This window comes from Streptosporangium sp. NPDC003464 (assembly GCF_053588315.1).
Window position 1 is genome coordinate 31751 of the sequence record NZ_JBSFPS010000003.1, and the last position, 13181, is coordinate 44931.

13 protein-coding genes are annotated in these 13181 nt (G+C 70.6%); 9 read left to right on the forward strand and 4 right to left on the reverse strand.

Annotation, left to right across the window (positions count from 1 at the left end; all coding sequences use genetic code 11):
* Position 1 precedes the first annotated feature (1 nt).
* Genes ACWDS7_RS01110 through ACWDS7_RS01140 form a run of 7 tightly spaced genes read left to right on the forward strand, consistent with a single transcriptional unit; the run spans position 2 to position 8026 of the window.
* Positions 2 to 1003, forward strand: coding sequence for a proline racemase family protein (locus tag ACWDS7_RS01110; RefSeq protein ID WP_451927554.1), 1002 nt, complete (start codon positions 2 to 4; stop codon positions 1001 to 1003).
* Positions 1004 to 1035: 32 nt separating this feature from the next.
* On the forward strand, positions 1036 to 1905 hold the full coding sequence (locus ACWDS7_RS01115) for an aspartyl/asparaginyl beta-hydroxylase domain-containing protein (protein WP_451927555.1): 870 nt from the start codon (positions 1036 to 1038) through the stop codon (positions 1903 to 1905).
* 2 nt (positions 1906 to 1907) lie between these two features.
* Positions 1908 to 2165 (forward strand): phosphopantetheine-binding protein, encoded by a 258-nt coding sequence (locus ACWDS7_RS01120; protein ID WP_451927556.1) that lies wholly within the window; start codon positions 1908 to 1910, stop codon positions 2163 to 2165.
* Positions 2162 to 3988, forward strand: a complete 1827-nt coding sequence (locus tag ACWDS7_RS01125) for a hypothetical protein (protein ID WP_451927557.1) — start codon at positions 2162 to 2164, stop codon at positions 3986 to 3988. The genes ACWDS7_RS01120 and ACWDS7_RS01125 overlap by 4 nt, the downstream gene beginning before the upstream one ends.
* Positions 3989 to 5515 carry an amino acid adenylation domain-containing protein gene (locus ACWDS7_RS01130; RefSeq protein WP_451927558.1) on the forward strand — a complete coding sequence of 509 codons (1527 nt, stop codon included), beginning with the start codon at positions 3989 to 3991 and terminating at the stop codon, positions 5513 to 5515.
* Positions 5508 to 6833, forward strand: a complete 1326-nt coding sequence (locus ACWDS7_RS01135) for a hypothetical protein (RefSeq protein WP_451927559.1) — start codon at positions 5508 to 5510, stop codon at positions 6831 to 6833. Before ACWDS7_RS01130 ends, ACWDS7_RS01135 begins: the two co-directional genes overlap by 8 nt.
* Entirely contained in the window at positions 6830 to 8026 is a 1197-nt protein-coding gene (locus ACWDS7_RS01140; RefSeq protein WP_451927560.1) for an MFS transporter, read from the forward strand. The genes ACWDS7_RS01135 and ACWDS7_RS01140 overlap by 4 nt, the downstream gene beginning before the upstream one ends.
* Here ACWDS7_RS01140 and ACWDS7_RS01145 read toward each other — a convergent pair.
* From ACWDS7_RS01145 to ACWDS7_RS01155, 3 genes are all read right to left on the reverse strand, one after another.
* A complete protein-coding gene (locus ACWDS7_RS01145; RefSeq protein ID WP_451927561.1) occupies positions 8019 to 8378 on the reverse strand; it encodes a hypothetical protein in 360 nt (119 codons plus the stop codon). The two genes, ACWDS7_RS01140 and ACWDS7_RS01145, sit on opposite strands and share 8 nt — an antisense overlap.
* Before the next feature lie 16 nt (positions 8379 to 8394).
* Positions 8395 to 9165 carry a hypothetical protein gene (locus ACWDS7_RS01150; protein ID WP_451927562.1) on the reverse strand — a complete coding sequence of 257 codons (771 nt, stop codon included), beginning with the start codon at positions 9163 to 9165 and terminating at the stop codon, positions 8395 to 8397.
* A 132-nt stretch (positions 9166 to 9297) separates the two neighbouring features.
* Entirely contained in the window at positions 9298 to 9693 is a 396-nt protein-coding gene (locus ACWDS7_RS01155; RefSeq protein ID WP_451927563.1) for a RidA family protein, read from the reverse strand.
* A gap of 136 nt (positions 9694 to 9829) precedes the next feature.
* Between ACWDS7_RS01155 and ACWDS7_RS01160 the strand changes: the two genes are divergently transcribed.
* Positions 9830 to 10804 (forward strand): helix-turn-helix transcriptional regulator, encoded by a 975-nt coding sequence (locus tag ACWDS7_RS01160; protein ID WP_451927564.1) that lies wholly within the window; start codon positions 9830 to 9832, stop codon positions 10802 to 10804.
* Here the strand turns inward: ACWDS7_RS01160 and ACWDS7_RS01165 are convergent.
* Complete coding sequence (locus tag ACWDS7_RS01165; RefSeq protein WP_451927565.1) at positions 10786 to 11751, reverse strand: LysR family transcriptional regulator; 966 nt, start codon at positions 11749 to 11751, stop codon at positions 10786 to 10788. The two genes, ACWDS7_RS01160 and ACWDS7_RS01165, sit on opposite strands and share 19 nt — an antisense overlap.
* A gap of 134 nt (positions 11752 to 11885) precedes the next feature.
* On the opposite strand from ACWDS7_RS01165, the gene ACWDS7_RS01170 reads away from it, so the two are divergent.
* Positions 11886 to 13130 carry an MFS transporter gene (locus ACWDS7_RS01170; protein ID WP_451927566.1) on the forward strand — a complete coding sequence of 415 codons (1245 nt, stop codon included), beginning with the start codon at positions 11886 to 11888 and terminating at the stop codon, positions 13128 to 13130.
* Positions 13131 to 13181: the final 51 nt, after the last annotated feature.

The window sequence follows — 13181 nt, forward strand, 5'->3', positions numbered from 1 at the left end:
CGTGCGCACCAAGCGAATCTTCCACGCGGTCGACTCCCACACCGAAGGCATGCCCACCCGGGTGATCACCGGCGGCGTCGGGGTGATCCCCGGAGCGACGATGGCGGAACGCCGCATCTACTTCCGCGAGAACCTCGACCACATCAGAACCCTGCTCGTGACCGAGCCGCGGGGGCACGCGTCGATGAGCGGAGCCATCCTCCAGCCGCCGACCCGGCCCGACGCGGACTGGGGTGTGCTGTTCATCGAGGTGTCCGGTTATCTGCCGATGTGCGGGCACGGCACGATCGGGGTCGCGACCGTCCTGGTGGAGACGGGCATGGTCACCGTGACCGAACCCGTCACCACCGTGCGCCTGGAGACTCCGGCAGGCCTGGTCGTCGTCGACGTGGCGGTCTCCGACGGGGTCGCGCGGAGCGTCACCCTCCGGAACGTCCCGGCGTTCTGCGAGCGGCTGGACGCCGAGCTCGAGGTCCCCGGCTTCGGCTCCGTCCGCTACGACCTCGCGTACGGCGGCAACTTCTACGCGATCGTGCAGCTCGACGACTACGGGCTGCCGTTCGACAGGAAGGCCAAGAACGAGATCACTGCCGCAGGCCTGGCCACCATGCAGGCGATCAACGCCACGGCCGAGCCGGTCCACCCCGAGGACTCGCGGATCCGAGGCGTCCGGCATGTGTACTTCGCCGCGCCGGGATCCGACGCGTCGTACTCGCGCCACGCCATGTCCATCTATCCCGGCTGGTTCGACCGGTCGCCGTGCGGCACCGGCACCAGCGCGAGGATGGCGCAGCTGCACGCCCGCGGCGAGCTGGAAATCGGCGCCGACTTCGTCAACGAGTCCTTCATCGGGTCGCAGTTCGTCGGCCGCCTCGTCGAGGAGACGACCGTCGCCGATCGCAGGGCCGTCGTGCCGACCGTCACCGGACGGGCCTGGATCACCGGCACCGCGCAGTACTTCCTGTCCCCCGACGACCCCTTCCCCGCAGGCTTCGAGCTCTGACCACCCCTCCGTCAGGAAGGACACGCCTCCCCATGGCCTCCACGATTCTTGGCCGGATCCCGTTCGACGACGAGCGCATCGCCAAGGACATCGCCAGGCTCGCGTCCATGCCGATCCCGCAGGAGCCGTACCGGGTCTTCACCACGGGCACCTGGCTGAACATCAACCTGTGGAACGCCTCCGGCGACCACGCCGACGGCTTCTGGTACGGCCACGAGCAGCGCCCCGGACGCCCCACCCCGCTCCTCGACGAGGTTCCCCACCTTCACGAGGTCCTGACCACCTGGTTCGACCCGGACCGGCTGACGATGGTGCGCGGGCGCAACGTCGTCGAGTTCTCCATCATCCCGCACCGGGACTTCATCGAGGCCGGCGAGGTGGAGCAGTTCTTCCGGGTGATCATTCTTCTGGAGGACAACGAGCACTCGGTCAACTCCGACGAGGACATGGTCTTCCACATGCGCGCGGGCGAGGTGTGGTTCCTGGACGCGGCCCAGGTCCACGCGGCCATGAACATGTCCTCGCGCAGCCGCTGGTCGCTCTGCCTCGACTTCGCGGCCGGTCCGGGTTTCCAGCCGGCGGACATCTTCGCCCGGCCCGAGTTCTACGACCCCAGCCTCCGGCCCACCCTGGTGGAGCGCAAGCCGGCCGCTCCGGACCTGCCCGAACGGCTGCGCGCCCTGAGCACCGTCGTGTCCCGGCACAACATCAAGGACATCGCCTTCCTGCTGGGCCGGATCCATCTCACGGAGGAGGTGCCGATCGGGGCCTCGTGGGACTGGCTCATCGACATCACCCGGCAGTCCGGCGACGCGGAGCTGATCGACATCGCCGAACGCGCCAAGAAGTTCTTCGTCCTCTCCCGTGAAGTCAACGAGGACTTCACCTTCCTACCAAGGTGAGCATGACCGGCAAGGACCAGCTGTCGTATCCGGAGCTGTGCGGGCACATCACCGAGGTTTGGAGGGACGTCCTCCACCTCGACCGGATCGAGCCCGGCCAGGACTTCTTCGACCTTGGCGGCCATTCGCTGGGGGCGGTGCGAGCCGCCGCGCGGCTTGTGGACGACCTCGGCTGCGATCTGTCCCTACGTGCGATCTTCGAGCACCGCACGGTCGAGGCCCTCGCATCGGCGATCATGAACATCGGAGCGACGAGATGACGGGGCTCCAGAGCGCGTTCCGCGCCGTGGCAAGCGCTGCCGACTTCGAACGCGCGGTCGCCGAGTTCCAGGCGGCCTGGTCGGAGGGCCGCCGCGAGACGGCTGTTCCGGTGTGGATCGGCGAACGCTCCGACCTCGGGACGGCGCTCGACCTCGCTGCGGGGCTCTACCCCGCACTGCGGCAGCCCCCCAGACACGTGGCGGGAGTCGTCCTGGGGGACGTTCCGGAGGCGGTCCGCTCGTTCGCCCGTCCGCTGGCCCGGCAGTGGACGGACGGCGAGCCGTCCGCGGGCGACGGTTCGCTGGTGGTCCTCGGCCGCTACGAGGATCTGCGGATGGAGGTTCTCGGGCCGGTCCTGGTGGACGCCTATCGCCGTGACCGGGACGTCTTCCTGTTGACGGGCCGCGACCTGCACTCGCTCACGTGGATGATCGCCAAGCAGTACGGGGAGGTGGCCGCCGGGGGCGAGACCGGGCTGTTCACCGACCTGGACACGGAGCCGGTGTCCACCTCGGCGACCTACTACGACTCGCGGACCGTGGACGGCGTGGATCTCACCCGCGTCGTGGCGGAGCGCGTCTGGAAACGCGTCATGGTCAGCGGTCACGGCACCGAGGACAGCATCAACCTGGGCGCGCACACGGTATGCGGCCGGAGCCCGGTCGCCGGTCCCGAGCGGCCCGGTCCCACGTGCGCCTACGGACGCGGCTGTTACAAGCCCGAGGACAAGCTGCTCCCCGCACATCGGGTCCGCGCGGCGGAGCTCGTGCTCAGCGGCTGCGACAGTGGTGCCCTGGCGGATCTCGCCTCCTACAGCCCGCGCTACCAGCTGCTCCTGAACGCCGTCGACGGTCCTGCCCAGACGGTGGTGGCCGCACTGTCCATGCACCAGTCGGCCCGGGTGGAGAACCTCATCTGGCTGGACTCCGCGGACCGGGGCGGGAGTACGGCTCGGCTGCTGAACGCGAGTCTCACGACCATGCATCCTTACCCCACGTTCATCCAGGTAGGGCTACCGAGTTCGGCCTACGGGGACCCGACGCCACCGGCTCCGGTAGTTGAGGAGGAACCCGCGGGACTCGTCAGGGACCTCGGCTCCCGGGCCCGCGGCTTCCTCATGACCGGCATGCTGCCCGCCGCACATCCCCTGCGGGAAGGGTTCGAGAGGGTGGCGGAGAAGGCCGGGACAACGGCCGTCCGGCCGATCATGGGCCTGGTCGCGGAAAGGTCCGCGTTCCTGCGCTCGCTCCGGGACGACGCCCGGTCGCTTGACGAGGCGATGGCCGTACGCATGGCGGAACGTCCCGACGACGGGCTCGCCGAGTTCCCCCGCTTCTTCGGCGACCGGAGCTCGGTCTCCCTGTCGGGCGCGACGACCACGCCGTGCGTCCTGTGCGGGCGGACGGCGTGGCAGTACCGGCGTCGCGGGTTCAGCGTGTGTGTCCCCGACACCACCGCGCACGTCTGCCTGAGCTGCGGCCCGGTCGGATACACGATGGACGGCGGGGTACGGCTCGACGCGGACGCCGCCCCGGCCGTCTTCGCCGGGGCGACGTTGCGCATCGAGGCCACGGTCGAGCCGGCCCGGCCGGGGCCGGTGCAGGTGGGCGTGATCGTCCCCTGGAGCCTCCGTGCCCAGATATCCCCGGCGTTGCACGGTGTACGGCTCGGCCGACGGGAGCGCCGGAGCGTCCTGTTCGACATACGTCTCGACCCGTCGGCGCCGCCGCAGGAGCACCACTTCACGGTCTTCGGCGTTCAGGATCTCGCGATCTCCCTGCTGCGTTGTCCCTTCGCCGTCCTGCCACCCGAGGAGGCATAGGTGGACAGCACCCTCCACGCGGCGGTGGCCCGCCGGGCAAGGGAGCGGCCGGACCATCCGGCGCTGGTCGAGCGGGGAGTGACCGTCAGCTACCGCACCCTCGACCGGGCGGCTGACTTCTTCGCGTCGCTCCTCACCGACCTGGGCGTCGGCCCCGGGAGCACGGTCCCCGTCATCCTTCCCCGATCCGCGCGTCTGGTCGTCGTCCAGCTCGCACTGCTGAAGTGCGGGGCGGCCTACTCGGTGCTCGATCCGGGATGGCCCGCCGAGCGGCTGGAGTCGCTCGTCGGGCGCCTGCCGTCGCCTCTGGCCGTTGCGGACTCGCAGGCACACGGGTTCCCCGTCTGGACCCCGCCCCAGGAGTCACCGCGGGAATCCGCGGGCCGTGCGGCAGCCCCGCCACAGCGGGACGCCGACGGCGCCACACCCGCGATGGTCATCTTCACCTCAGGGACCACCGGGGTGCCCAAAGCGGTGGTTCTGCCGCACCGGGCGGCGCTGCGCCTGTTCCGCGGAGACAGCCCGGCCTCTTTCGGCCCCGGCCACGTCATGCCGCAGGTGTCGAACGCGGCATGGGACATGTACGCCCTGGAGGTCTGGGGAACTCTGGTCGCGGGAGGAACCTGTCTCGTCCCGGACGACCGGATCTTCCTCCCGGAGACCCTGCGCGCCGCCGTCACCGAGCGCGGCGCGAACACGGTGCACCTGCCGACCGCTCTGTTCAACCTGTTCGTCGATGTGGACCACAGCTGCTTCGCCGGCCTGCGGACGGTCCTCGTCAGCGGTGAGGCGATGTCCGGCGCCCACGCCGCCAGGTTCATCCGGGCCCATCCGGGGATTCCGCTGGTGAACTGCTACGGCCCCGTCGAATGTTGCATGTTCGTCTCTTCCCACCAGGTCTCCGCGCGGGACTGCGACGCCTCCGGCGGCGTTCCTCTGGGTACGGCGGCGCCGGGCACACGGATCTTCGTGATGGCCGGCGACGAGGTGTGCCCCTCCGGGAAGGAGGGCGAGATCTGCGTGGCCGGTGACGGCCTGGCCGTGGGTTACCTGGGACAGGACGGACTGACCGCGGAGCGGTTCCGCACCGTGTCGATCGAAGGTGCGCCGACGCGGGTGTACCGCACCGGCGACCAGGGACGCGTGGACGGCGACGGCAACCTGCGCTACCTCGGCCGCAGGGACCGCCAGGTGAAGCTCCGCGGCTTCCGGGTCGAACCCGCCGAGGTGGAGCATGCCGCCCGCTCGGTGCCGGGCGTTCTCAACTGCGCCGCGGTGCCGATCCGCGGAGCGGACGGCAGCTACCAGTCCATGGCGCTGGCCTACACGTCCGGCTCGAAGGGCGTGACCGACTCCGCTGACCCGCTCGGAGTGCGCTCGGCCCTGGCCGAGGTGCTCCCCGAGTTTCTGGTGCCGACGCATGCGGTGGCCGTCGACGCTCTGCCCCTGACGCCGAACGGAAAGTTGGACCGGGCCGCCCTGGAGGCCTGGGGAAGCACGCATTTCAGGAGGAACAACCATGACTGAGCGCCATCCCCGCCTGCTGATCGTGGGACTGGATCGGTATACCCTCGACGCCTGTGTCCGCCTGGGCGTGGCCGCCGTCGTCGTCTGCGGCGCGGCCAGCTGGGACGACGGGCTCGTAACCATCCCCTCCGAGCTCTCCGTGCTCAGGGTCGACGATCAGAGCAACGTCGAAGCCGTGCTGATGGCGCTGCGCCGGGCCGGGCTGGGCGCCGACGACTTCGACGCTCTACACACCTCCGACGAGTACTCCATGGTCTCGGCGAGCATCCTGGCCCGCCATCTCGGTCTGCCGTGCCTCGATCCGGAGGCGGCGGTGCGCTTCCGCGACAAAAGCCTGCAGAAGGCCGCGGTGCGCGACGCCGGTCTGCCCGCAGCACGGTGTGTGGTCGTGGAGGATGTCCTCTCCGTCTCCGGCCTCGAGGAGCTGCCCTTCGAACCCGCCGTGCTCAAGCCGGTGGCCGGTGCCGCGACCGCCCTCACCTCGGTGGTCGAGAACGTCGATGATCTCCGAGCCCGGAGTGAGGAGTACGGGCGGAAGAAGATCAGCCAGCGCACCTTCGTGCTGGAGGAGTACGTCGCCGGCGACGAGTGGTTCGTGGACGGGATCGTCCACGGCGGGGAACTGCTGTTCTGCGCCGTGGGCGCCTACGGGGACCCGTGCCTGACCGCCATCCAGAGCGGGAAGCCCCTCTGGCTGCGCCACTTCGACCCGGTCGGGGAGAGCTGGGTATACGAGAAGGCACAGGGCTTCGTGGAATCCGCGCTCGGAGCGCTCGGGCTTCAAGACGGGTCATTCCACATGGAGCTCTTCCACGACCGATCGTCCGGAGTGCTGACGTTCGGCGAATGCGGCGCCCGTCGCGGGGGCGCGCTGATCCACGAGCAGATCCAGGCGAAGTTCGGGGTGAACATCGCCGAGTGCGCCGTCCAGATCGCCCTCGGACGCCGTCCCGAGATCGAGGCCAAAGTCAGGCCGGAGGTCTTCGGGGGCACCTACCTGCCCGGGCGTCCGGGGACGTTGCTCGACTGCCCCACGCCGGCCGACCTCCTCGCTCTGCCGTACGTCGAGTTCGTCCGGATCGAGCACCCGGTCGGCACGCACTTCGCGGCCGGTCCGGCCAACACCAGTCAAAGGGTCGGGCAGTTCATGGTCGTGGCGGACTCGGTCGAGCAGCTCACCGAACGCTTCGAGGACGTCAGACGTTGGTTCGACGAGCGCCTCTGGGTGCTTCCCGAGGAGCTGCCGACCAGAGGCAGGCGGGACTTCCAGCGGGAATGGCGGCCGACCGCCGACTTCAGGGACACTCTGTGGCGGTGACGGCCGTCCTGTTCCCGGCCGACAGGGGCCAGCGGGTGGTCGCGATGACGTCCTTCGTGCACAGCTTCGGCTCGGGACTGTTCATCGCGGCCGGCGCGCTCTTCTTCACCCGGGTCGTCGGCCTTCCCGCGCCGCAGGTGGCCGGCGGACTGTTCGCGGCGGCGATGACAGGGCTGGTCGCGGGTGTGTATGTCGGACACCTGGCGGACCGGTGGGGGCCGAAGCGCGTCCAGATCGGGGTGGCGGTCTGCGGAACGGTGGTGAACACCGGTCTGCTGCTGGTCGACACGTTCTGGACCTACCTTCTGGTCTCCATGCTGTCCGGTGCCGTGATCGCGGGGAGCTGGTCGACGCTGGCCCCGCTCGTGCGCGGTTTCGGCGGGCCTACACCGGCCGTCTTCCGCGGTTATCTGCGGTCTGTGGGCAATCTCGCGATAGCGCTCGGCGCGGTGGCGGCGGGCTTCGCCATCCAGTTGGACACCAGGGCGGCCTTCCTGACCGTCATGATCTGCCGATCGCTGACCTACCTGATCTCCGGGCTGATCCTCCTGTGGCTTCCGCCCTTCACCCTCGAAGGCTCCGGCAGCGCCGACCGCGGCTGGGCGGCTCTGCGTGACCGCACCTATCTGGCCGCGACCGTGATCAACGCGGTGATGTCCCTGCACTTCGCAGTCCCCACGTTCCTGCTCCCGCTGTGGATCGTGGATCACACCGCCGCTCCCCGATGGACGATCTCCGCGGTACTCGTCCTCAACACGATTCTGGTGGTCGTCCTCCAGGTCCGCATCAGCCGGAACGTCGCCGACGTGCCGTCTGCAGGACGCGCGATGCGCTGGGCGGGCACGGCCCTCTGGGTGGGCATGCTCCTGATGGCGCTGGCCGAGGGAATTCCGCCCTGGTCCGGTGTTCTCCTCCTGGCGGCAGGAGTGATCGCCTACACATTGGGAGAGATCTGGCACAGCGCTGCCTCAGCCGAGTACTCCTTCGGTCTCGCGCCGATTCACGCGCAGGGTCAGTACGCGGGAGTCTTCGGCCTGGGTCATGGGCTGGCCGAAGGGGTGTCACCAGCGGTCATGAGCGCCCTCCCCCTGGCCCTGGGCCTTCCCGGCTGGCTCCTGCTCGCCACACTGCTCCTCGCCGCCGGCCTGGCCTGCCACCCCCTCATGGCCCATGTCTCCCGCCCTGTCAGATGAACGGCAGTACGGCGAGCGTCATCTCGGCGACCGAGACGGAGTCGGGTCCAGACAATGTGGACAGCTCTCCTCGGCCGGCCCACCACCGAGACGGACAGAACTCGGCGCGAGCTTGGTCGGTCTTGGACCGGCGGATGGTGGCCTTCAGGCCATCGGCGGTGGCGGGCAGCGGCGTGTGGTGATGGGGGGCGCACCAGGCGGTGAAGGTCTCCCGGTGGCGGGCGCAGGCGCGGCTGGTGTTGTCGGCCGGACCACCGGCGACGCGGGCGCGGGCGGCGTCGCCGAGCTCCCGGTCGGCGGTGGTCGCCGCGATGATGTCCGCCGAGGCCGTGGTGTCAGGGGCCGGCCCCACCCGACAGGCCCTCCGCTCAGGACGGGCGCGGCCCTGCCAGGAGCTCGCCGACCTGGACGACCGCGAACTCGACCTGGCCCTGGCCCTCCTCCCAGTTGGCGACCAGCGTGCAGCCCTCGTCGGCGAGCAGGTCGCCGCCCGACCGCTCGGTCCGCAGGTACATCAGCCCCTCCTCACCTTCGGTGCAGAAGAAGCTCAGGTGGGCGAACAGCTCGGGCGGCGTGAGGCCGGCCAGCGCCTCCTGCCACTCCTCGGCCGCCTCCGCCTCGAGGGGGAGGAGGCTTTCGGGGCCCGTGCCGAGCGCGGTGGCGACCCGCATCGCGTCGAAGAGCGTGCCGTCCGAGACCAGCCGCGGGTAGCAGACAGTCCAGGTGTCGCGCAGACCGGGCGCGGCGAGGTCGTACCGCGCCAGCAGGGGAGCCAGGTCGCCGCCCAGGACGAGCCGGCCCGCGAAGCACGCCGCCGCGAGATCCGCCTCGAACTCCGGCGGCAGCCCGGCCTTGTCGAACTCGAAGACCGACCGGCTCGCGTCGAACTCCAGCAGCGGCTCGTCCAGGTCGAAGACCGGGCAGTCCCAGACGACCGGCTCGGCGCCGCGGAGGGCGGCCGGGTTCACCCAGGCGGTGTCCCGCGCGAAGCCGAGCTCGTTGATGAGGTTGCCGCCGAAGAACGTCGCATAGACGGCGTCGGCGTCGAAACTCGCCAGTGGACGGCCGAGCAGGATCTCAAAGGCGCCGGTCAGCTTTTCCAGCCACGGACCCGAAATGTTCGCGGAAACGGAGTTCATGCCGGGACCATATAGGTCGGGTCCGTCATTAGTCATGGACGCCGACTGTCGCCATCCAGAGCATCGGAAATCACCCACCCGCCTACTGACCGTGCCGCCTCCGGCAGCCCTGCCGGAGGCGGCGAGGTCGCATCAGGCGACGGCGGTCCCCTCGAGCTCGACCATCAGGTCGGGGATCGCCAGCCGTGTCACCCCGAGCATCGTGGTGGACGGTGCCACCCCGGCGGCGCCCAACCGCGACGCCAGCACGCCGTAGTGCTCGAAGAGCCGATCGACGTCGGTGGTGTAGACGTTGAGCCGGACGAGGTTCGCCAGGGACATGCCGGCCTCGCCGAGCACGGCCTCCAGGTTGTCGAGGCTCAGCGCCAACTGCACCGCCATGTCATCGGCATGCCGGGGCTTGCCGTCGCCGCTCATCGCGGTCTGCCCGGAGCAGTACAGGGTCCGGGTGTGCCCGGAGACGATCTCCCCCTGGTTGTACCCCATCTCCACCGACCACGCCCACGGGTTGACCGCTGTCCGCTCCATTGCCACATCAGCTCCATTCGATTCATCGGGAGTACGTACGTCCATCGGCTCGGTAGCCACCATCTCTGACGTCGCGTTGACAAACCTCCCAGCAAATCACGACATCCTGTGTCGTGTATTCCTCTAAGGTTTTCGTATGCGCGCCGACCGGCTGGTCTCACTGGTGCTGCTGCTGCGGCAGCACGGTCGGCTGTCCGCGACCGCGCTGGCCCGCGAGCTGGAGGTGTCCACCCGCACCGTGCTGCGCGACATCGAGGCGCTGTCCGCAGCCGGTGTCCCGGTCTACGCCGAACGCGGCCGGCACGGCGGTTTCGCGTTGTTGCCCGGTTTCCGGACCGAGCTCACCGGACTGAACCCCGACGAGGCCCTTGCCCTGCTGGTCGCCGGATCGCGGCGCGGCGCGCAGGCATTCGGCCTCGGCTCGGCGCTCGCTTCGGCGATGCTCAAGGTGGTTGACGCGCTACCCGAAAGCTATCGGGACACCGCGGCCGGCGCGGCCGAGCGATTGCTCATCGACCCGGAGGTCGACCTCCTCTCGCGCCGGCTGGTCGCCGAGGAGGTGCCTGACGCCATAGCGGCCGAGGTCCTGCGCGCGGTGTTCGCCGGACACAAGCTGCAGATCCACTACGCGGCTGTGGACCAGACCCCGAAGTGGCGCACGGTGGACCCGATCGGCCTGGTCACCATACGCGACCGGGGCTACTTGCTGGCCACGAGGTCCGGCGCGGACCGCACCTACCGGCTGTCCCGGATCTTGGCCGCCAAGGAGCTCCCCGAACCCGCACAGCGACCGGAACGGGTCGATCTGGACCGGGCCTGGCAGGAACGCAGCACGCGGTTTCGGACCGGCGGCGACCAAGTCACCGTGCTGGTACTGATGAACCCGGAGCGGCGGGAGGAGCTGCTGGGCACCGCGCTGGCCGTCCGCGCCGAAGAAGCCGACGCAGACGGCCGGCTGCGGCTGGAGGTGACCTTCCAAGATCCGAGACACGCCGAATGGGCGCTGTGGCAGCTCAGCACGGACGCGGAAGCCCTGGCCCCGCAGTGGCTGCGCACCTCCCTGCGCAACCGCGCCACCGCGCTCGCCACCCGCTACGGAGTCTCGTCCTGAGAGTCAGTAGCCTTCCGCGGGATCGCCCAGTCCGGCGCCCAGGTCCCGGCGGCGTCGTGGCCGGCCACTGTGGCGGCGAGGTGGGCGCGGAGGGTGGCCAGCGCGGGGTGCGGGTTGTCGCGGTGCCACAGGAGTGAGTGCGGGTAGACGGGCGTGGGGTCGGTCACCGGGATGCGGCGCAGGCCGTGGTCGGCGGGCCAGACGAGGCGGGTCTGCTCCCCCATGAAGGTGGCCAGGGCCGGAGTGTCGGCGACGGTGTCGAGGAGCGCGTCGGAGCCGAAGTTGGGGCCGGTCGCCTCGATGGTGAGGCCGAACTCGGCGACGAGGTCGTCGTAGTAGGCGGCCCACTCGGTGCCGGGGACGATGCCGGGCATCCAGATCCGGTGCCCGGCGAGCTGGGTCAGGGGCACCGACCGGGCGCCCGCCAGCGCGTGGGCGGGGCCGGTGAGGAGCTGGAGCGGCTCGTCGAGCACCCGGACGGCCTCGATGTCCTCGGGAAGGGGCCGGCCGGGCACGGCGACGGCGCGGAAGGACGCGTCGATCACGCCGGACCGAATGGCGGCGACGGCCGTCTCGATGTCGAACAGCATCACCACGTCGAGCTCGATCTCGGGGTGCGCGCGGTGGAAGCCGCGCATCAGGCCCGACGCCGCGCCGCGCGAGGCGATCATGTCGACGCGCAGCGGACGGCTGCCGGTGCGGACGGACGCGACCGCGCGCTCGGCGACCCGGAGCAGTTCCCGGGCGTGGGGCAGGAACGCCTGCCCGTCGATGGTGAGCTCGGCGCCGCGCGGAGTGCGGGTGAACAGCCGTACTCCGAGGTCGCGCTCCAACGCGGCGATGCGCTTGGAGACGGCCTGCTGGGTGACCGCCAGCTCGGCGGCGGCCTCCTGGAATTGCCCCGCGTCGGCGGCGGCGACGAAGGTCCGGACGGTGTCGAGGTCCATGCGGCCACCCTATGGGTACAACCGTTGGTTGTGGATGGGCGGCCTCACGGTTGTTTGATCCCCTGATACGGCGCGCGCTTTGATGCATGCGATCGCGGATCGGTTGTGCGGATGAGTGGCGAGGAGCGTCGGGCATGCGGAGCGGGAATCGGTTGGGGCGGCAGTTCGGGTGGCTCTGGGCAGCGTACGGGACCAGCGCGCTCGGTACGTGGATCGCCTTCGGCGCGTTCCCGCTGATCGCGGTCCAGGTGCTGCATGCCGGGCCGGCGGAGGTCGCGGCGTTGTCCTCCGTGGGGGCTTTGGTGGGCGCGGCCGTGGCGGTGCCGCTCGGCCCCTGGGTGGAGTTCCGCCGCAAGCGGCCGGTGCTGATCGGGACGGACCTGGTGCGGTCCGCGGCGCTGCTGACGATCCCCGCCGCGTTCGCGCTCGGCGTGCTCTCCTTCGTCCAGCTCCTGTTGGTCTCGGCCGTCGTCGCGGCGGCCGACATCACCTTCCGCGCCACCTCCGGCGCGTACCTGAAGACGCTGCTGCCGGCCGAGGACCTGCTCGTCGCCAACGCCCGGTTCGAGTCCACGACCTGGACGACCACGATCATCGGACCACCGCTGGGCGGTGCCGCGATCGGGTTCCTCGGTCCGGTGGCGACGGTGGTGGCCGACGCGGTCAGCTACCTGCTCTCGGCCCTGGGCATCCGCGCGGCGGGCGGTCAGGAGCCGCGGCCCGAGCGCCGGGAGGCCGCGCGCATGCGGGCCGGGGACCTGCTCGACGGTTGGCGCTACATCCTCGCCGACGCGACGCTGCGTCCGCTGTTCTTCAACACCGCCTTGTTCAACGGCCTGGTGATGGCCACCGACGCGCTGCTGGCCGTCCTGATGCTCGGCCAACTCGGGTTCGCACCGTGGCAGTACGGCCTCGCCTTCGCCGCGCCCGCGGTCGGCGGGCTGCTCGGTTCGCGGCTGGCCCGACCGCTCGTCGCCCGGTTCGGGCAGCACCGGGTCCTGGTCGCGGCCGGGGTGCTGCGCGCGATCTGGCCCATCGGGCTGGCCTTCCTGGGGCCGGGGACCGGAGGGCTGCTGCTGGTGATGGGCGTCGAGCTCGGGCTGATCTTCTGCTGCGGGGTCTTCAACCCCGTCTACGCCACCTACCGCCTCGAGCGCACCGCGACCGAGCGGGTCGTCCGCACGCTGTCCGCCTGGTCGGTGACGACCAAGGTCTCGACCGCGCTCCTGACGGCCGCATGGGGCGTGCTGGGCAGCCTGCTCGGCCCGCGCACGGCCATCGGCCTGGCCGGCGTGCTCCTGCTGGCGACCCCGCTGCTGCTCCCCCGGCGCGCCGCGACACCCCTCGCCGAGCCGGAGCCGGCACCGAGCCGCGCCTGACGGGCCGCCACGGCCGTCACGGCCGTCACCGCGATCGGGCCGCGCACCCCT